We start from the raw sequence: 21509 nt of genomic DNA, 5'->3' as shown, positions 1-21509 counted from the left end.
GTTGGTGTTCCATTCTTCGCCGTAATAGAATGAAAATCGAGCTCTCTAGCTACAAGCCACTGTAACTAGAGAGGTAAATAGGTTAATGTGTTTTACTTTGAACGAGCATTTTATTCGTTAAAGCAATTGCTAGAGCTGAAATAAGTAAGGTCAAATGAATAATGACTTGCCACATTACGGAGTAATTGCTGAGTTTATTGGGATCAATAAAGGTTCTTAATAAATGAATAGATGAAATACCAATTAATGAAAGTGCCAATTTAATTTTCATAGCACCAGCATCGAGGTGATCAAGCCATTCAGGTTGATCGGGATGTGAGTCCAGTGCAAGGTGGGAAACAAAAGTTTCATATCCTCCCATCACAACCATAATCAGGAGGTTCGCGATCATAACGACATCAATAAGATCCAGCACACCGAGCATGATGAGAGTGTCATCAAAACTGTTAAGATGTACTATTAAATGAAATAATTCATACACAAAACGATAAACATATACAGCCAAGATTAATATAAGGCCTAAATATAATGGAAGTTGCAACCATCTTCCCATAAAAATAAACTGACTAATGCCTCTTTTTAAATTACTCATATGGTACACCTTTTATTCATTAAACAATTTTGTTGTCCAACTGCATTTAATATGTTGATACCCTAATTTATCAAGTGGAGAATTAAAAATATTTTTACCTTCGATCGATCAAAAACATTTAAAATTATTATCTAATAAAAAGCAGAATTGTACCCCCGCTACGCGGGGATAGCTATATGCTTCAAAAGAGGTTTTCACAGAACATGATAATTATGTTGCTAATTTTGAAAAGTTATCGTGTATTGTTGCGCGTTTGTTCCTGCTGTATTTCGTTTTGCTGCACTGGTTTTGTTGTTGGTTGTTGAAACAAAGGTAATGAATGCAACGGTTCCTGAGTCTCTACTTCATTGGTACCTTTCTTCGTTGGCTTTTTGTCATTTTCATCGACTAATTTTTCGTACAATATTGCATGAGAAGCGGGAACCTCTTTTTTAACAATATGGGTTTCCTCTTTAGGAGTAATAACCCACCGAAAAAAAGGAAGCTGGCTGAGAAAGTTAGCAAAGGAAAGTTGCCCAGCCCACCAAGCACGAAGATTGGGAAATAAAATTCCCTCGCCTCGCCAGGCAGCACGAATCTCTGCAATAAGTCCGACGAGTAAGCTAGGATTTTTTACAATCTGTACGCTACCAGCTGCAGTAGGATCATAACGTTCTTGCAGTCGCACTTTTTGAACATCTTCAACGATTACCGAATCTTGTTTGATTTGCTTTAATTCGCTTAACCATCGTTTCAAAAGTTTTGGTGTTTTGATGTTTTGTATAGGCGTGTTTTGTTCTATATCTTTCTGTTCTGGGGGTAATTGCTCTGTAAATTCACGCCAAAGTTCTTGCGCTTTTAGATTATGTTGTTTTAGTTGCTCATGAATGACGTCAATATTTGGGTTTTTTTGCTCTAATTGAGCTTCAATCACTTGAAGAGTGAGGTCTTTGCTGTGATTGTATTTTTCTAAAAACTCACTCCAAGCCATTGTTAAATCATTATCTTCAGTTTGAAGTGCTGCATAACGATCTGAAAAATAAGACAAATAATTATCATAAGCTCGATGGAACAGACGGCGAAGCTCTTTCGTATGGGTTGCAAAAATTTGCAATTTTCTTATAAAGTCTTCGGGGTTAAGATAGAAATCAGTATTCACTTGGTTGATACCAAAATCCTTTTTAAGTTCATTGAGATTCAAAACCATTTGTGTCTCACCAATAGCACCATATCGTCCAGATCGACCGATAATTTGGCCATAACTTCTTTCTCCATGAGGAAGATAGGTCAGTAAGACTTTAAGTCCCGCCTTATGAGCTTTATCTTTGAGTTCAATATCAACACCTCTTCCTTCCATCTCAGTGGTAATAGTGACTTGGCCTGGTTTTCCAGCTTCATTTTTAATATAGTTTGCTTCAGAAATAGATTCATCATAATCAATTCCCGCATGGATACGAGTCAGTTTGGGTAAACCATCCTGATTTCGTTTTGATTTTAAACGCTCCTCTAATTTATCATGCAATATTTTAGATTCATTGTCGTTTTTACAAATCAAAAGAATTGGTTGATGTTTCGCTCTCGATTCCAAGATATGATCGACTAGCGCATCTAATTGTTTTGTTTCATTTTGCGTAATGCGGGTAGGGCGATCGAAACGACGTATCCCTTTATGTCTTGGCACATAGATAAATTGAGTTCCAAACTCAGATTGAGCTTCTCTTTGTTCCATTTTTGAACCTATAGTTCCAGTTACAGCATGCAAACTTCCTTGGCTATAAGCTTTAAGTAGAGTATTAGAAGAGCTACTAAATGTAATCTTTCTTATAGGATCAATGTTAAAAACACGCTTCTTGCTTTTACATTGCTCAAGTGCCTCTTTAAGATATGGATTTTCTATATTAGGGTTCTGCGCTTTTATGAGTCGATTAAGTTCGGCATGCAAGCATTGATGAACTCCATCACCAAAATTAGAGTTCTTACTAATACGTGAACCGATGAGGCACATCGCTGCAGCTACTTTTTTATCACCAAGTGGGGTAGGCGTGGTGGCATCGGATACAACAGTATAATCAACATTATATTCTAGGTGACGAGCTGTATAAGCTGCATCTTGCCATTTTTCTAATTGCGAGACAGGTAATGATTTAATAATTTGAAATAATTTGGTGTTTCTTGTTTCAATAAAGGTAAGTAATTGCTCATTGCAACGTTGTTTGTTTTCCAAGTATGTTTTTTCAGTATCACCCTGGGCAAAAAAATCCATCAACAATGGAAAAAGGGCTAGCAATTCAATATTTTGCTTGGGTATTGTCGATGAGTAGTTGTATTTTAAATTTGCAACATCAAAATAAGTTACATCGGCCTCATCCAATAACAAGGCTCGTTTTTCAGGATCTTTATTAAGTACTTGCTCCGATTTATTTTGGCTGAATGCTTTATTGCGAAACAGGCAGAGATTTTCAGGATCCGAAAAATTAATTCCACCCATCTTATAGTCTTCAATTTTAGATGAAGAGGTAATGAAATTAACTTCAGCGCCTAGTGAATTAAAAAAAGGCAGAGATTCAAGGTAATCTCGTTCTGCAAGCGCTAAGTTACTGGTCAAGAAATCAACGGTTTTTCCCTTAAGGAATTGACACGCATTTAGAATCATCATGATTCGTGTTTTTCCTTCACCTGTTCCTATTTCAGCAGTTACTTTATTCCCAGTCTCCAAAAGGGAAAGAATGGCTATAATTTGGGTAGTATTTAGCTCATAAGAACGGCCAGGTACTTGGCTTTTACCCACAAACTCTGGAGGACGGCCTTTACAACGATGTAATAACTCTGCTGCGAGCATAACCATTTTAATATGATTTGCAGGTGGTCTTTCTTTAAATACTTTAAGTTGGTCTAATATTTGTTGGGTAGATAAATTTTTGACTTGTTCTTGTTCATTTTTAATTTCATCCAGATATTTTTGAGTAAAGATTGGTTGTACTTCAGGCATCTGTTTCAGCGTTTTTTTCGCAGCATCGAGCTTGAATCCATTTTCTTTTTCCCGTCCATCATGGCTGGCTGTGGCGCAAGGGTGTTTGTCGAAATATTGATATTTTTCCTCGACTTTTCTTTCGGATAGTTCTGCTCCGGCTCGAACTGCCTTAGTCCAATTAATAAAGGTCGATAAGGGAGGAAATGGTGCGTGTTGATAATAATTGTGAAGGTGTCGAGTGATTGAACTGTTCTCTTTATTCTCATGAATAAATTTAAGAAAAGTGTGGACATCTGCTTTACTACATTTCACTGAATTATTCATCTGCGAGATTACAGCATTTATATAATTTTTTTGCAGATTTTGAGGTAATTCATTGTATTCTTTAGAGTTAAATAACTCGATTAAATCTTTTACGCCACGATCAGGAAGACCTCCTGAGTAATGATACATGAGGCTTAACACAAGATTTTGATGATCAAGAGCAACTAACTTATCGATAAGCTGACATATGTCGTTATGATTTTTACTCACATCATCTGGTGAACTCTTAAGCGCCATGCTAATAAAATTATTCGCACGAGTAGCAATATTGCTATATTTTTGAATTAACTCCCCTTTTTTTGCATGGAGATGAAGGACAACATTTGGGAAATTGTGATTTTCTTTGTTCCGGATTGCCAGAAGATCTTGGTATGTATTTGATCCCTTTTCTACCAATTCTAGAGTAAGGCCAAGTGATTCCAAGCTATCTAATTCTTCTCCAGTTGCATCATCAGAAGAGGTATTCCAGAAATAGCTTAAAACATTTTGGATAAGGTTTTTATTTTGTTGTTGACTGACACGTTCCTCTACTGCCTTAATAATTTCCGTAATGCGAGCACTGATTGCTTGACAGTCTTTAAAATATTCTTTGTTATTTACTGACAGCATCAAAATCGCATCAATATCTTGATGTATTTTCTTTAGTTTATCGATTGATTTAATGCCAGAATCAGTATTGTTTATTAAATCAGAAATAGAATCCCTTAATTCACTTAACTCTTGCGGATAATCTGTTGCTTCAGGAATTTTTGCTTTTTCATGATATTTATAGAGCGAATCAGCCGCGCTCAGGCAAACTACTTCAGCTGAAAAATGAAATGCCTCTTTACGGGGAATTTTTTGTTTTATGAGTTGAGGGTAAAGAGTATCTAATAAATAGCTGCATTTTACGAGGGAGTTATTTATATCACCTTTATTTGAACGATGTTCTTGAATAAGATTCATATACTGTTCAAACTCATCAAAAGAATTATTCTTTGTAATGCTCTCAATAAGAGATTTAAATTGTGTTAGATAACTCGGTGGGCCAGGATGTTGATTGCGTGCCAAGAGTCCATTCGTTTTAAATGCTTCTTGACAGAATTCAAAAAAGCGTATTTGTTGAGTAGGAGTTAAAATTTTTGTTAGATTTACCAGACTTCTTACAAGAGCCTCATGTTGATCTTTTTCTTCCTCATTATCAAAGTTACTGACCATTTGCTCAATCAACGAGCATGTCTCTTGTTGATTGCATTCAAGCTCTCTGAAAAGAGTACTAAAATTGACTGCATCTTTAAGATCAAGCAACATTGTTCCACTAAAGTGCTTACCATAGTGTTCATGCATCCATTCCCGAATCTCTTTTTTAGTTGTTGGTTTGGAACGACAAATCATCCCCATTAAATCATCTTGGATTTTATTGAGAACAGTATAATTGAGCTTATTAGGGTGGTTTCTGTTTTGGATTAATTGTAATAGAGATAAGCCGTAGGGTAACAAGTTTTGAATTTTTTCTTGGTACTGAGCATTGTTTGGATTAGTAAGTCTTCTTTTATAAGGTTCAATGATTTCGTTGACCAATCGTGTTTTGTTTTCATATTCTAAATTAAAGGAAGTCAGTAGGGGCAATAATACTTCTTTAGGATTTAATTCCGCAGGATTTATTGTATTGACGTTAGAATCAGTTAATACCTCACAGGCGCTAATGAATTGTTCTAGGAGAGTGATATCCTGGGGCTCAGGAAAATATTGGCCATCCTGATTTGCTTTGATGGTTTCTGTTTTAATCAGGGAGATTGCATGCATCATGCTTTCAGGATAATCTTTATAGAGTGAAGCCGCCTTGTCCATTTTTTTCATCATGTCTGCCTGGACAGACTGTAGTTCTAACAGACTAAGTTTGGGATCTAGAAATTTATATTCAGAAAGTTTCAATAATTTGTTTAAATAACTCATAGGTGGCGTAACAAGCATATCCATAACAGGTTTTAATGTTTGAATACGTACGGCTGGAGTTCCGCCTTGGGCATCGATACCTTTCGAAAATAATGCTCTTCCCATGGCACTACGATTTGCTTTCAGTCGCTCTAGAGAGTCAAGTTTTATCATTCTTGTTTGAAAGCTTTCCCATTCTTCAAGCACGGCTTTGGAGTCAAAACCTGTTTTCGCACTCGTGCTTGTTGATTTGGCTAAAATATAAAGCATACGTATTTTAGCTTCATTATTGAGTTCTTGATTTGAAAACAATTCATCAATAATTTTTTTGTATTGCTCCAATGGCAAGTGTTGCTCTTGGGTAGCAAGATATCGATAAAAAGCGGGTTTAACCAATTCGGGGTTGCTGTTTTTATCTTGAACTAAAAGTCTTTTTATCCATTCAAGATCTCCTCTTTCTCCCAAATTAGCTTCTACTTGCATTTCTGGAATAATAAAATGATAATTATTTGGATTGGGAATGATTATGTTATTGATACACTGCCATTGTACAGCTTGGTCTTGTGGAGGACATTTATTTAAAAGATCTACCACAGCAGTGAGTGTAGATAAAAGTTCTTTTTCATCTTTAATCGTTTTTATTTCGTGAAAGCTTAACCCCATCTGTTCGATGGTATTCACTGTATCAGTAAATTGTTTAAATAAACCAGGTAAGTCACTATAGCCAATTTTTCGGCCATGATTATGAAGAAGGGCCATCCACCAACTTCGATGTTCCTTACTCAGATTTGCAATTTTAGAAAGTGTCTCTTGAAATTCTTTATTATCAATAAAAGGTAAAAAAGTTGGCATGTATTTAAATAAAGAACCATACGTATCTAAAAATGCAGGTCCTTTATAAGGATCCTGATTGTATTCATCCCATGTTCTAAATAACTGGATTAGTCCAGGTGCGCCATATTGCCCATAAACATCAAGAAGTGCATTATACTGCTCTTTCTCAAATTTAAGTTTTTTACTCCACACTGAAAAATCTTGAACCAACTTTCTATTGCTTTTTATGAGTTCGGGTAATGGATGATTCTCTTTATTAAATTGGAGCCCAAGGTCTTTCTTGAATCTTTCCGCCTCTTTTCTGTTCGTAAACTCGTTCCACTGTGACAGAGATGCTCGTTGATTGGTTAGTGACAAAATGTCAGTGACTATCTGAGTCGCAATTGGTGCCCGATCCAATTTAGGTAAATCATTCGTGAGTACTGTGGTAGATGCATCTTCTATATGGCTTACCGATATAGGTTGAACTTCTGCACTCATCTCTTCATGTAGCGTAATTTCAATTCGAGGTATTATTTTTCCTTTAGGAAGTATCCTTCCTTCTGGTTTTTTTGACGTAGAATTTGCTGATTGTGGGTGATTACTTTCTAACTTTTTTTTGTTCTTCTCTAAACGATAATTGGAAATAAGATTGTCCAATTGAATTTGAATTTTAGTATTTTCTAAATGTTCAGGAAGATTAATATTCAGTGTAACTTGTGGATGTGATTTTAAAAAATCAAGTATCTTTTGTGCCTGTTCAGTGGTCATTTCACTACCCTGAATTATTAAATTTTTTACAGGGCTATCAATAAGATTTGTCAATGCTTGAGTGATTTGAGTATCTATATCAGACGTAGACACTATCTTTAAGTCAAGCAATGCGTCATCGTTTTGAAATTTAAGAATTTCATGATCTTGTCTCTCAAGCATACATACTCCTAGTATCATAGGCAATGGCTAATACATAGACATTATAGTTTTTATTTATTAACATAGTCTTAACATCCTACAATTTAACAAATAAAAAATTCTGCAATAACAGCAAATTTGTAAGTCAATGATAATCGAGAAAAAATCGCTTTATTTGTTTATAGCGTCACTCATCTTGTGACAATCCAGTTGTGGGCATAAAATCTGAATCAACTCACCGATATATTTCATATTTACATCATTTTTTCAATGGAATGATTATATGAAATACATTTAAAATCAGCGTGCTATTGCTTATCTTTGCTTTTTGGTCTAGCTTGTCAGAGATTTTTATTCTATACAAATATTTGGAGGCTCAATTAAAATAATCTCTCGTTTATTTGAAACAAAAAGACTAATTATTTGCAATCAAGTGGCCTGCTTTCGCCCTGGTTAATATTTTTTGAGCCTGTTTCTCATAATTTTGTTTCGCATGGTACAGTAAGATCCAGCATCCAAAGACGAATAATAATTTAATATCGAAACTAAATCCTTCGTTACGTTTTGATAAATTGATTGCTGTTTCGAGTTTGATTTCTTCTAGTAACTGATCAACTATTTTATATTTGTCTTGTATGCCAATCAGTTTTCCTTTAAGTGATGTCCAATCGATTATTTGATTTGAAATACAATTTATTTTTCTGAAAATTAATATCAAAAAAACTAATAACTGAAAAGTAGACGAGTTTCGCGAGCATTAATAGGTGGCACATGTTGCGTCAAAGATAAAATATTTACTCTATAAAAACCTTGAATTTTCTAATATGAAACTCCAGAAGATTAAATTCTGGAGTTTTAATTAAAGACACACCATCTAGAATAAACTAAAGAGAATATTAAGGTGTTGTTTCAATAACGTTGACTACTGAAGAAACGCCTTGTGCTTTCGTATTAGGATTATACATTGCTTCGGCATAAGCTGGTGGAACAATGTATTTTCCAACGTTAATCGCCTTGATTTTATAAACAATTTCTTTAACAGAAGAGTCTATGCCTCCAAAGAAATTTACTCGGTCTTCCCGTATATCTATATAATCCATTGTATTATTTTTTACGGAGTCGTTGACCACTTCAAATCCTCCGGGTAAGAGATCTTCAATTGCAATATTAGATAGATAATCACTTTCTAAAGCACGAATTTTAATATGTACTTCAATTTCACTTCCTAAGGGTATTGAATTAATCACATTCCCTTTAACATCTTTATACTCTCGGAAAATTTCTAAGCCTTGTTTTAAGGGTGCATCCGGTATAACTCGATTAAACCCAGACTGTATCAGCTGATAGAAAAATGTTTTTTTATCAGGATTATTAAATCTTATTTTCTGCACAGCATCATCAATTTCAGTTTTTTGATAATTTGAATTAGTAACAGGAATATTAATTTCCTGATTATTTTTCATAATCTTTGTGATTGACAAAGCAGATACAGTGTCATCAGATAAATTTTGATGATAGGCGCCTAATGCAAGACTTGTATAACCGGACAATACTGTATTGATTTCATTATTATTGATTGCATCAATTAAACGCATTAATAACTGATCCCCTACCTGAGGCAATAAATTAGGGAAATGTTTCGCGACAAGATACAAGTATTGAGCATCAGCTATAGCGCTGTTATAAAAATCAGTCACATATTCTTGGTTGTTTTGCGGCTTATATAGACCAATTAATTGATTTGCTTCCTCTTGGCTTTGTAGCAATTGATAAGAAGCAGCTATATAGGCTGAGGTGGTATCTTTTTGCCATGCTTTTGTTTTGTCCTTTTCCAAATACAATTGCAGATTCGCCAGGTAGTTTGTAGTCACAATTTCATTGCGTGTTAAAATATAAATCGCATATGCTTGAACCCTAGCTGCCTCCATATCGGAAACATTTTGACTTGCTAACGTTTTAAGATAATTAATACCGTTAAAAAATAATTCATTTGGCACATTAAATTCTTGAGATCTGGCCTCCGTTAGGAAGTGCATTGCATAAACACTCGCAAAGTCATTGCTATGATTGTCACCAAGCCCAGGCCAATAACTAAAAGCCCCATTAGACATCTGACGTTGGCTTAGCATTTGTATCGTGGCATTTACTTTTTCATATACTTGTTTTGTTTCTTTCCCAAATCCAGTTTGATTGTTCATCGCTAACAAGGGTAGGGCTTTACTGGTTAATTGTTCTGTGCAGCCATAAGGATAATTATCAAGATAGCGTTGTAAGCCAAACACTAGAATCATTGGACTTGTTGAAACAGTAGCATTCACTTTTCGATACTCAGGATACAGTGTTTGCATGATATCGAGTGTTTTTTGTTTTTCTGCTGATTTACCGCTTGTAATATAGGTACTGATAGGCATTGCTGGTCTCACACTCAGTGTCGCACTCATTGAACTGGATTTATCACCCATACTCGCCTTAAAGTTGAGTTTTGCGGCACCTAATTGAGATGTTGCTTTGAGTTTAAAATGTACTGTTTGCTCATGGCCTTCAGCAATTTCTAAAGTTTGTGTCGATGAGCCAATAACTTTGAGTTCAGGTGAGGCACTTAGATCGATACGAATTGATGCATGTCCTCCCGAGTCTTTGACATTATTAGCAATCGAAGAAGATACTTCAAATTCATCTCCTGGAGCAACAAACGTGGGGACATTGGGATTGATAATAAAATCCCCTCGGACTTCGGCAGAAGTTTCTTGTGAACCAACAGAGTCAGAAGATACAGCAACAGCCATTACTCGCAATGTACCATTAAAATAATCTGGAATTTGATAGACTAACTGATGATTACTGGAGTCTGTATCTACGATGCCTGACCAATAGGCGACAGGTAATTCCGTCTTTCTCTTAAAAGGATTAAGGCGACTTGCCATGCCTTCTTCACCATTATCACCACCAACAGCAGAAAGCTCTCGATCTTGAATGAATTTGGGCATTATTTGATCTACTGTTTGTTGCGTCAAAACTTCAAGTGCATGTTTTTGAAAAAAGAAAGCCAATGGATCTGGTGTTTCATATCGTGCAACCTGCAGAATACCTTCATCCACTGCAAAAACAATAATTTTTCCTGGTTTATCGGTACGATAATTGATGGTAAATGGTTCACCGGGACGGGCAACCTTCTCAGTGAGTAAATCGATTTTTATATCATGGTTATCATGATTAACGGTAAACGGAACAACACTATAACTAAGAGGGCTGATAAAAATTTCAGGTGACTCCCAATCGCGGATGAAGGCGACATTGATGTAACCATCTCCTTGGAAGTCAGCAGGAATATGAATGGTCTGTATTGAGTTGGTTGTATCTGTTTTAAACCATTGTGCTGCATAAACCTTATCACGTTCAATTGTAATCAAACCTGATCCTGTGTATGGCGATGTGATTTGGATTTCGATGTCCTCATTGACTTGGTATTCAGGTTTATTTAATTTAATCGATAATTCTGCATTCTTAGCCAAGGGTTGTTGACTTGCACCCACAACACTAAATTTTAATTGATTAAGAACAGTATCATCTTTACTTAAAACATTTAAAGAGAAATTGCCAATTTGTTGTGTGGGTAAAGTATAGTCCGTACCTTGTTCTGCAATGTTAAACGGAGTGGTACTCAGCACTTTAGATTGAATAATAGATTGATATTGATAAGTTCCATCTGGTTTCTTAACCAAAGTGGTTATAGGCTGCAACGAAATAAGCTGGATTTTTAAATCCTTTACCTCTTCTTTATTTAATTGAGGATTTACAGCAATATAATGAATACCACGTGCACTATTTTGTTTGATAAATGATAAATCACCATCAGGCTTGTAGCCAACAAAATAAGGCAATGGACTGATTAATGCCTTCGATTGGTTTGTTACACTTCGACCACCTTCTGATTCAAAACCTTCGGCGAAAAAGGTAAGTTGATAAGTTGCCTTTTCATAACGTTCAAGGTTTAAATCAAACTCTGCTTCACCTTTATCATTTGTTGTCATGTCAGATAATGTTTCTGTAAATACTTTAGGCGGTTTTTTCGGATCCAATAACGGATCAACGAATACGTACTCAGGATATTGTTCAAATTCAACTTTTTGTGGTACGAGTAAAATTTTAGCGCTTATTCTGCGATGGGCAGCAGGCGCGCCATATAAATTCCAAAGATTGACTTCACCTTTTAATCCTGTTGGTGAACTCCAACCCGAAGACGGTTTTGGAGACAATTGTGTAGTAATTTTCATTCTATCAGGCAGGAACTCAGAAACACGTATGGTTGTCGAACCAAGTAGATTTTGTGGATATCCATCTTTGACTAAATATAAATTAACCATGTACTGACCCGTTGGAGAATTAGCATTGGTTGTAAAATCAAGATCCATATAACCTAAATCATTGAGGGTAATTTTTTCATCCTTTATTGTGGTTCCTCTAGAATCAACTACAGTAACTTGCAAAGGCAAGCCTGCAGGTTGAGGTTGTGCATACGCTTGCTTTACTATCATACCAATGTGGACAGAGTCACCAGGTCTATAAATGCCTCGGTCAGAAAACAGATAAGCACTTAAGCTATGCAGCTCTTGGTTGTATGTATAAAGCCCTCCAATATCAAATTTAGAGAAATTTAATTGTCGATTTGCATTATTATAGGGAATGAATGAGACATCATTATCCAGTTGTGCTAAATAGACTGTTGGCTCTCTATCATCCACAAAATCTTTTAACGATGGAAAGGTAGCCCGGCCCTGGGCATCCGTAATTCGAGATAAAATAGGTAAACCATTTTTACCTAAAACAGTGAGAGTTGCATTAGCAACGGGTGTTCCTTGAGTAATAGAGTCAACAAAAACATCATGGCTTCCATCATTATTATCTTTTACCAATAAAGCCAGATCTGTAATCAGTATCATACGGCTTGCTTTTACATCTAATGCCGTCTTATTAGCAACATCCCATCCTGTAGCTTGTAATAAAAAGAGCCCTTGTGGACCCATGGTATTTGTGCTCATTGTAAGATACTTATTAAAATCAAGAGCAGTATACTGTTGCTTTGCCAAATCAGAGGCATCAAACTCTTGAATTTCTGAAGAGATTTGGCTGATATTTTGTTGATTAAAGGTAGGATTAATGAAGTAGGGATTATTAAAGTCACCTTGAGTTTGAGTAATTAATTGATTCACATTTTCAGGTAAAACGCGAGCAAAATCAAATTTTACAGCGGGTACGCCGCGAACAAGTACGGAAAGTTTTTTCTCGCTACTCAACGCTAATAATGAACCTTTGTGTAAGAAACTAATTTCTTTCGGAATCGTTGGAACAGGTATGATTGCTGCATATTCATTTCCTAAGGTAAAGTTTCCAAATCCCTGCATTCCCCTATCAATTTTTATATAAATGTAGCGCGGTGTTTCGGCTTTAAATTTAAAACTATGCAGGGTTGAATAATTCTGTTCTGTGGGTAGAGCTTCTCTATTTAAAGGAGTTGCTAGAGAAAGTACGGTTTGAGTCACTTCACCTGGATTTTGCCATTCATAATTTTCTTTAGCTTCTTCTGCAACAGTTGCTGGTTTATCTTTAGGGAGTAAAAAAATGTGTACCGACTTGTTAAACTCACTTTCATTGATACCTAAAGATGTTTCAACTGTAAGAACTTGCTCAGGCCTGTCTTTATCATTGCGAACAATTGAAGCCGAAGCGGAGATAATTTTTAAGAAATCTTGGGCACTGGGTATCAAAAGATTCTGAGTGAGCTCATGTTGTAAATGGGCAGAATCAGTTGAAGAAGTTATTTCTTTATTTAAGGTTAAACGTAAATAGCGAGCCATGTTATCTATTTTTATTGTTTCGGAGTGTAGATAAGCAACACGTTTATTTTTATCATAAGTTAATGTAAAAGACTGTTTTGCAGCCGTTGATCCTGGTTGTGCTTGATACATTAATGAAGTATTTTTTTCTAAAGCTTTGGGATTTACGGGATAATTGAACTCTATTGTGGCTACCGCGTTTCTAATTTCGGCATGTACTGGATCTTGATAAAGTTTAAACTCCGTAATTGTTCCTTGGAATGGATTGGTGCGAAAAGAATAATCATAGCGCTCCATATTTGCATTTGTTGTGAAAAAATCTGATGAAAAATGAATCGTAAATTTCTGTCCCGCAGGCCAATCTTCAGACGGAGTAAAGACTAATTGGCTGTCTGTATTCCAAGTCCATGTTCCAGGCATGTTGGGGGTCATTTCGATACCATGAGTGACTGTTTTACCTATTTCACTCAGTGGTGCCACGGATTGATTAATAAACCCATTATTTTTTATTCCAAAATCAATAATTAAATTATTCGGTACTAATTGTTCTTCAGTATTTGGTGTAATATCAGGTACTGTAATTTGCGCAGTTGTGTAAATGGGCTTGGGTAAGTTTTTATACCAATGCACCGTATAGCCTGCTGCAATTAAAATAAGAATGAGTACAAAACTACTTCCCCAAAACATTTTAGGAGATGATTTTGATTTAGTGCAAAGATAATTCATCCATGGAGGGCTTCGCCAATTTAATTTGCCAAATACAGACGAGAATGCATTTAGAATTAAAGAGAGTGGACTTTTAGTCATAGTTTATCCCATGTGGTGAAAACTGATTGAAAATTTTTGCACCTATTTTATACTTTTTAGTGCATAATAGCGACTATGAACAAAACATTTAAATACTTAAGCATAATCTTTGTTGGGCTATTTGTCAGTGCATATTTGATAATATTTTTTTTACCAAAACCAATGCTATTGGAAGGTACTAGTTTTTCGCGAGCAGTTTATGATGATCATCATCAGTTATTAAGATTAACTTTAAGTCAAGATGAGAAATATCGACTTTTTACACCATTATCACAAATCTCAAAACAACTCATTGATGCCACTTTGTTACAAGAGGATCAATATTTTTATTGGCATTATGGGGTCAATCCTTGGGCTACAATAAAAGCAATTTGGCAAACTTATGGTGTACAATCGCGCAGAGTCGGCGCTTCAACGATCACGATGCAAGTTGCACGCATGCATTATGGTTTAAATTCAAAACAAATAACAGGTAAATTCATCCAAATTATTCGTGCGATACAAATCGAAATGCATTACAGCAAAGAGCAAATATTAGAAGCATATTTAAATTTGGCTCCTTATGGCGGAAATATTGAAGGGGTAGGTGCCGCAAGCTTGGTTTATTTTGGAACTTCGGTAAATAAAATTACATTACCACAAGCTTTAACCTTGAGCATCATTCCTCAAAACCCAGGAAAAAGAACACCTAACAATAAAGAGTTGCGCAAAATAAGGGCTCATCTGTTAGAGCGTTGGTTCTATAAACATCCAGAGGATATTAATAAAAAGGGAATGTTTGATTTGCCTTTAGTCATGCAAAATATTCATTCGCTTCCGTTTAACGCGCCTCATTTTACGAACACACTATTACATGATGTATCACTCACAAAACAAGATATTGATACAACTTTAGATTACCGCACGCAAATGATTATAGGACGGATTACACGCCATTACCTTGCCAGAAAAAAAGGGATGGGCGTAAATAATGCGGCAATTTTACTTTTAGACACTCGCGATATGGGAGTCAAAGGAATGTTGGGCTCTGCTGATTTTTTTAACCAAAACATTAGCGGCCAAATTAATGGTACAGAAACCAAACGATCACCTGGGTCAACGCTTAAGCCTTTTATTTATGGTTTGGCTTTAGATCAAGGTTTAATTCATCCAAATACTGTTTTAAAAGATGTACCTCATAGCTTTAATGGTTATAATCCAGAAAATTTTGATTATGATTTTATGGGGCCAATAAAAGCCAAAGATGCATTGGTTCTCAGTCGCAATATTCCTGCAATTTATCTCTCAAGTCAATTGACAAATCTAACGCTGCATCAATTATTAGAGAAAGCACAAATAAGCCAACTCCGCTCGGAATCTTTTTACGGCCTTTCTTTAAGCCTAGGTGGTGTGGAATTAACCATGAAGGAGTTGGTTGGATTATATGCCATGTTAGTTAATGATGGTCTTTGGTATCCCATTCGTAGTATCAAAGATGAAACAAAACCAAAAGGTATTCGCTTATTAAGTCCTGAGGCAAGTTACCTTGTGTTAGATATGTTACAAAACACACCACAATTGGATTATCTCCCTCAAGGAAGAATACAGCTACCCGTTGCTTGGAAGACGGGAACATCGTCAGGTTATCGTGATGCGTGGACAATAGGTGTATTTGGTCCTTATGTTTTAGCAGTATGGATAGGGAACTTTGATAATAAAGCCAATCCTGCGTTTATTGGGAAGGATATTGCAGCTCCATTGTTCTTTGAACTTGTTGATGCATTAAAGCAAGAGCGAGGGCCGATCCGAGCATTAGACAAACATCCAGAGCAAATGAATCTGAAAAAAATTGAAGTCTGTAAAGCTTCCGGAATGTTGCCAACACGCTATTGCCAAGATACTGAATGGGGCTGGTTTATTCCAGGGAAATCCCCAATAAAAACCGATACGATTTATCGAGAAGTTGCCATTAATAGCAAAACGGGTTTGCGAACGTGTCATATTGATGAAAATACACGTTTCGAAATTTTCGAATTTTGGCCTTCTGATTTGCTCAATATTTTTAAGAAAGCTGGAATACAAAGACATTCTCCTCCATTTTTTGAATCTGATTGTACATTATCTGGAAATACGAGTATTAACCCGCATATTACTTCTCCTCAAAATGGAATTACTTATGTGATTCGCGCTAACTCTCAACAAAATAATACTATTCCACTTACTGCTGTGACGGATGCTGGCGTTGCTTATGTATATTGGTTTATCAATGAAACATTCATTACAAAAACTAAAGCAGGGGAATCTTATTTATGGAAAGCGAAGCCGGGTAAATTTGTTGTTAGAGCAGTTGATAATCATGGACAATCTGCAGCTCGCGATATTAGTGTCCAATTAGACAGCTAAAAATTTTCTATTTTTTATTACAGTATATTTTTAATATCATGGCTTCCAGGGTTAAACCAGGCCCAAAAGCACAACTAAAAATATTTTGATTACTGTCTTTAATACCTAAATTATCCCAAATTTTTTTCAAAACAAATAGTACGGTTGCAGAAGACATATTTCCATAATTTCTTAATACCTCGTAAGCATGTTCATTCTTTTGAGCAGGAATATTTAATGCTGCTTCACACGCGTGCAAAATTTTAATTCCACCAGGATGAATTGCATAGTGATGAATATCATCAATCGAATAATGTGATTGCTTCAGTAATGTTTCAGTAAACATAAAAATCCCTGATTTAATCGCTTCAGGTACATAGGAGCTCAAGACAATATCAAAACCATAATCAGCAATACTCCACGCCATATCCTGATGAGTTTGTGGTACCAGATCACAAAAAAATGACTGGATACAGAAATACTTATCCATGCTAGAATTATTTTGAACCAAAACAGATGCAGCTCCATCAGCGAAAAGTGCATTTGAAACCATATTTTCTAGATTAAAATTATTTTGAAAGTGAATGCTACATAGCTCAACACAAACTAACAATACATTGGCGTTTTGTTCTGCTTGGCAAAATGCGTTTGCTACTTTTAATCCATTAAACGCTCCATAACACCCCATAAAATTAATTGCTGTACGTTTTACAGAGGGATTTAAATTGAGTTTATGGACAATTTCAATATCAATTCCAGGAGCATACATGCCAGTACAACTTACTGTGATTAAATGGGTGATATTTTTTTTGTCAAATTTAATCGAATTAAGACAATTTTCAACAGAAGTGATTGCTAAATGTAGTGCGTGCTGTTTATATAAATGCATTCGTTTCGCAGTTGAAGGAAAACTATCCTCAGGATCATTGGGGAAAAACTCGAATTCTCCAGGCAACTTGCAATAATCGCTTAAGATGCTATATCGAGTATTAATTCCTGATGATTTATAAATTTTTTTCAATATTTTTTCTTGGCTTTCATCAAGATGAAATGCATTGACAATCAGTTCAGCAACTTCCACTTGCGTGCGTTTAAAAGGTGGATTTGCTATGCCAAAGGCGGTAATTTTTGATTGCATTTTTTCCTTTTTAAAATAGTTCCCTTCAGAGAATCAAATTTATACCATAAATTATAGAGAAGAAGAGTAATTGCAGTATTTATTTATTTATTGCAAAATAAAAATTTGCCTATCGTTAAAATGATATGACTCAACTTACAAAACGATCAAAGGAAAAGGAACTCATTGATCTTGGGCAAGACTTTTATACTCATCATGAATACACTCAGTCATTAAAAAAGCTTTTTAGAATTAATCAGCTAATGGGAATTTTTAAACATACGGTCCATCTGTTAAAAAAATTTTCTCCTAATGCTGTATTAGTCGATGTTGGTTGTGGTGGCGGGTTATTTTTATTAAATCTAGGCAAATATTATCCGAATATGCGTTTATTAGGTTTAGATGTTTCTAAAGAAGCGATTCAACTGGCTCAAGACGAACTAAAAAATTGGCAACAATCTGATCGAACTCATTTTATTGAGTTTCAATTCCAGCAACAACCAGAATTAGAATTGAGTTCCAATAGCGTGGATATCATATTACTCAATTTAGTGTGCCACCATCTGGATGATGAAGCGTTAGCTCCATTTTTGTTCAAAGCCAATAGTACGGTTCGTCGTGCGGTAATCATTAATGATCTGCAACGAAGTTTTTTCGCTTATTGGTTTTATAAAATCATCAGTCCCATATTTTTTAATAATCGCTTGATTACTCATGATGGACTTATTTCAATTCAGAAAGGATTTACTCGAAAAGAGTTAAAAATTTTATTGAAACAAGCAGAGATTAAGAATTACCGTATAAAATGGCACTTTCCATTTTGGTGGAGTATTCTTATTTTAAAGGAATAAGGATTAAAATCGATGACATTCGATGTGCTGATTATTGGAGGAGGGCCTGCTGGTGCTACAACCGCTATTTTGCTAGCCGAAGCAGGCTGGTCAGTAGGTTTAATTGAGAAGAAAGAATTTCCACGTAAAAAAGTTTGTGGCGAATTTATTTCTGCCACAAGTTTGCCCCTTTTACAAATCTTGGGATTGGAAAAATTTTACTTTGAAAATGGTGGACCTGAGGTAACTAAGATAGGTTTGTACGCGGGCGATGTAATTTTGACAGCTAATATGCCGTACATGAACTCTACAACAACCCCATATGGAAGGGCACTAGGACGTGAATATTTAGACACGGCTTTAGTGAGTAAGGCTAGATTAAATGGCGTCACTATTTGGCAACCTTGTGAAGCGATGCAGCTACAGCATAAGAATGGCCTATTTTTTTGTACTATTAAAAAGGAAGGGAGAACCTCTGAAATTATTCGCTCTCTTCGCGTTATTATTGCTAATGGTTCTTGGGGCAAAAAAATCGATCCTTCAAATGCGAAAATACATAAGGCTCACGATCTCTTAGCATTTAAAGCACATTTCAATAACTGCAGTTTACCAAAAAATCTAATGCCCTTATTGGCTTTCCCAGGTGGATATGGTGGACTTGTGCATACTACCCCACAACTAGTCGCGCTTTCGTGTTGTATTCGGCGCGACACGTTAAAAAATTTGCGGTTGAAATCTCCTGATTTACCGGCAGGTGAAGCAGTGTTTCAGTACATTCAAGCTCATTGCCGTGGCGTTCGTGATGTATTTGACCACGCGCAAAATGAAGATAAATGGCTAGCGGCAGGTCCAATCCAACCTGGTATTCGAAGCTGTTATAAAAATGGTGTTTTTTTTGTGGGTAACATTGCTGGAGAGGCTCATCCCGTAGTAGCCGAGGGAATTAGTATGGCTATGCAATCAGCATGGCTACTTTCACAAAGCTTGATTCAATTCAATATAAAACAGAATAAAAATCCAAACGATGCTGGCAAATATTATACACAACAATGGCGCAAATATTTTTCTCATCGAATTCACGCCTCTATTTTTTTTGCACATTTGGCCATGTTAAAACCTTGGGGTAGGGCATTGTTACTGCCCATCATTCAACAGTTCCCTGTGCTGTTATCTTTAGGTGCAAAACTCAGCGGTAAAATTCAACACGTCGTACCAATTGATAATCGTAATATTTAAATCATACTTCTATTTTAGAAAATAGCTGAATCTTAAAAAAATATACTGGTCTTTATTGCACCAGAAACGCAATGAAATACTCGTTTTACCTCTCTTTATCGGCTATTTATTGAGCTTAATGATCACATAAACTACAATTATCTATTATAAATATTGTGGAATAATACTCCTTAGAAGGCGAATATGTTTGAGCATTTTTTTAGTTTTTTCAAAAATAATGAGAGTAAAAATGATGATTTATCAAAATACCTAAAGGCAAAATATTTTGAAGAATTATGTAAAGATAATATTTGGACCTCTGGGGCTCCGAAAATTGGACAAATTGGCCCATACACTTTAATAAATAATGGTGGTGAAATTTTCTTTGAACATGATGATGTACATAATTTAGAAAAAAAAGAATATATTAAAAAAAGTGATGCGTTGGATCGTAATTGGAAAGCAAGAATCACTATATCCAAGGAGGAATTATTTAAAGCCTATGAGATAATAATTCCTATCATTTTAAAATACTCGAAAGAATTCCCCTCTTTTAAGATACAAAATATTTTTCGCCACACTAGAAAAATAGAAGAACTTAACAAAGAAATAGAGCATGCAAAAAAAAATCCACTTAAAGAAGTGAAAGTTAAGGATGAGGGTAAAATTGTTACTTTAAGTGGGCATAATTTAGAACTTTATTATCAAAAATGCATTGAATCCATTAAACGTTTAAATGAAGGAATGCAATTCACCATTTACATAGCTCCTGGGAACGAAAAAAAAGTAAATTCTCTTCTTGCGAAGATAGAAAATGCGATTAAGCAAAATAAAATTAGCCCAGGGGTTATTCATAAAAGTGATTTACAATTAGGAGAATATACTTCCGTTCGCCATCCTGGAAAAAATATACTTACGGTATTTCCGCTGAGTCTTTTAACCCTGATGGTGTACCTAATCCCTTTTTAAGCATCAAACGGATAAAATATAGACTTAATAAAAAACAAAATAAAATTAAGACAGAAAACGCCAAGGATACTTCTAATTCATTTGGTGATGAGCTATTCAGCGATAAGCAGACATTCACCGAAACCTTTTTTCAGCATAACAACCAAAAGACCCAAGAAGACTCTGAAAAAGACAATCCACCTAATGATATTAAACAAATAAAATAGAGGTTCTAGATGATAACCTCAGAAAATTACAGAATAATTCGTGTTACTTTGTTAATGATAATAGGTATTAAATTTTTCTTTGTAGACATAACAGCCAACTGTTCTTTTTTTCAAAAGGCACAGATGATTGACACATCTCTATAAGTTAATATACTTCCTTTTATACTGATTTATCCCATGAATGTAATGAACAAATGTCGTTGTTGTGGTGCATAACGATGCTCATACAAATATATCCCTTGCCACCTTCCTAATGCGAGTTTCTTATTTTGTACAGGGATGCTCAGACTTGTTTGAGTTAATATGGTGCGGATATGTGCTGGCATATCATCCTTACCCTCTAAAGTATGCTTGAATAATGGGTCACCATCTGGAATAAGTCTTTTCAGAAAATTTTCTAAATCTTCGCGTACTTGTGCATCATAGTTTTCGCATATCATTAATGAGGCACTTGTATGCTGTAAAAATAAGTGGCACAGTCCGTTTTGGGAGGAAAAATGTGCGCTCAATAGATTGATTTGTTCCGTGATATCAAAAGTACCTCGACCTGTTGTATTCAGTTTGAGTGTATGTTGTTCTAAGCACATTTCCTTTTACTCTTTAGAAAATTTTTTCCATGAAGGATTGTACACTTTCATTTCATAATTGTGTATTTTTTTCCTTCA

10 protein-coding genes are annotated in these 21509 nt (G+C 35.4%); 4 read left to right on the top strand and 6 right to left on the bottom strand.

What is annotated here, in order from left to right; translation table 11 throughout:
* Positions 1–82: 82 nt before the first annotated feature.
* The 4 genes from EL220_RS08900 to EL220_RS08885 form a co-directional block, all read right to left on the bottom strand.
* A complete protein-coding gene (locus EL220_RS08900; RefSeq protein ID WP_027269865.1) occupies positions 83–592 on the bottom strand; it encodes a TIGR00645 family protein in 510 nt (169 codons plus the stop codon).
* 232 nt (positions 593–824) lie between these two features.
* Positions 825–7526 carry a preprotein translocase subunit SecA gene (locus EL220_RS08895; protein WP_027269866.1) on the bottom strand — a complete coding sequence of 2234 codons (6702 nt, stop codon included), beginning with the start codon at positions 7524–7526 and terminating at the stop codon, positions 825–827.
* Positions 7527–7920: 394 nt separating this feature from the next.
* Positions 7921–8223: a hypothetical protein gene (locus EL220_RS08890; RefSeq protein WP_027269867.1), complete on the bottom strand. Its 303-nt coding sequence runs from the start codon at positions 8221–8223 to the stop codon at positions 7921–7923.
* Between the two features lie 178 nt (positions 8224–8401).
* Positions 8402–14146 (bottom strand): alpha-2-macroglobulin, encoded by a 5745-nt coding sequence (locus tag EL220_RS08885; protein ID WP_027269868.1) that lies wholly within the window; start codon positions 14144–14146, stop codon positions 8402–8404.
* 75 nt (positions 14147–14221) lie between these two features.
* Here EL220_RS08885 and pbpC point away from each other — a divergent pair, with 75 nt between their 5' ends.
* Complete coding sequence (gene pbpC, locus EL220_RS08880; protein WP_027269869.1) at positions 14222–16528, top strand: penicillin-binding protein 1C; 2307 nt, start codon at positions 14222–14224, stop codon at positions 16526–16528.
* A 7-nt stretch (positions 16529–16535) separates the two neighbouring features.
* On the opposite strand, the gene EL220_RS08875 is transcribed toward pbpC, so the two are convergent.
* Positions 16536–17645: a type III polyketide synthase gene (locus EL220_RS08875; RefSeq protein WP_027269870.1), complete on the bottom strand. Its 1110-nt coding sequence runs from the start codon at positions 17643–17645 to the stop codon at positions 16536–16538.
* Positions 17646–17770: 125 nt separating this feature from the next.
* Between EL220_RS08875 and EL220_RS08870 the strand changes: the two genes are divergently transcribed.
* The 3 genes from EL220_RS08870 (at position 17771) to EL220_RS08860 (ending at position 20638) form a co-directional block, all read left to right on the top strand.
* Positions 17771–18475 (top strand): methyltransferase, encoded by a 705-nt coding sequence (locus EL220_RS08870; protein WP_027269871.1) that lies wholly within the window; start codon positions 17771–17773, stop codon positions 18473–18475.
* Positions 18476–18487: 12 nt separating this feature from the next.
* The gene (locus tag EL220_RS08865; RefSeq protein WP_027269872.1) at positions 18488–19690 is read left to right on the top strand and encodes an NAD(P)/FAD-dependent oxidoreductase; all 1203 of its coding nucleotides are present in this window, start codon (positions 18488–18490) and stop codon (positions 19688–19690) included.
* 183 nt (positions 19691–19873) lie between these two features.
* Entirely contained in the window at positions 19874–20638 is a 765-nt protein-coding gene (locus EL220_RS08860) for a hypothetical protein (RefSeq protein ID WP_128130866.1), read from the top strand.
* Positions 20639–21014: 376 nt separating this feature from the next.
* Here EL220_RS08860 and EL220_RS08855 read toward each other — a convergent pair whose 3' ends face one another.
* Positions 21015–21431, bottom strand: coding sequence for a secondary thiamine-phosphate synthase enzyme YjbQ (locus EL220_RS08855; RefSeq protein WP_027269874.1), 417 nt, complete (start codon positions 21429–21431; stop codon positions 21015–21017).
* Between the last annotated feature and the right edge of the window lie 78 nt (positions 21432–21509).

The sequence above is a fragment of the Legionella sainthelensi genome (assembly GCF_900637685.1).
In the GTDB taxonomy this organism is placed as follows: domain Bacteria; phylum Pseudomonadota; class Gammaproteobacteria; order Legionellales; family Legionellaceae; genus Legionella; species Legionella sainthelensi.
The sequence above is the reverse complement of the archived record's forward strand: the minus strand, read 5'-3'. Positions and strand labels throughout refer to the sequence as shown.

Excerpts from the sequence above, each read along its gene's own strand:
- EL220_RS08900 (WP_027269865.1), bottom strand. The coding sequence starts at position 592 with ATGAGTAATTTAAAAAGAGGCATTAGTCAGTTTATTTTTATGGGAAGA.
- EL220_RS08895 (WP_027269866.1), bottom strand. The coding sequence starts at position 7,526 with ATGCTTGAGAGACAAGATCATGAAATTCTTAAATTTCAAAACGATGAC.
- EL220_RS08885 (WP_027269868.1), bottom strand. The coding sequence starts at position 14,146 with ATGACTAAAAGTCCACTCTCTTTAATTCTAAATGCATTCTCGTCTGTA.
- pbpC (WP_027269869.1), top strand. The coding sequence starts at position 14,222 with ATGAACAAAACATTTAAATACTTAAGCATAATCTTTGTTGGGCTATTT.
- EL220_RS08875 (WP_027269870.1), bottom strand. The coding sequence starts at position 17,645 with ATGCAATCAAAAATTACCGCCTTTGGCATAGCAAATCCACCTTTTAAA.
- EL220_RS08870 (WP_027269871.1), top strand. The coding sequence starts at position 17,771 with ATGACTCAACTTACAAAACGATCAAAGGAAAAGGAACTCATTGATCTT.
- EL220_RS08865 (WP_027269872.1), top strand. The coding sequence starts at position 18,488 with ATGACATTCGATGTGCTGATTATTGGAGGAGGGCCTGCTGGTGCTACA.
- EL220_RS08860 (WP_128130866.1), top strand. The coding sequence starts at position 19,874 with ATGTTTGAGCATTTTTTTAGTTTTTTCAAAAATAATGAGAGTAAAAAT.
- EL220_RS08855 (WP_027269874.1), bottom strand. The coding sequence starts at position 21,431 with ATGTGCTTAGAACAACATACACTCAAACTGAATACAACAGGTCGAGGT.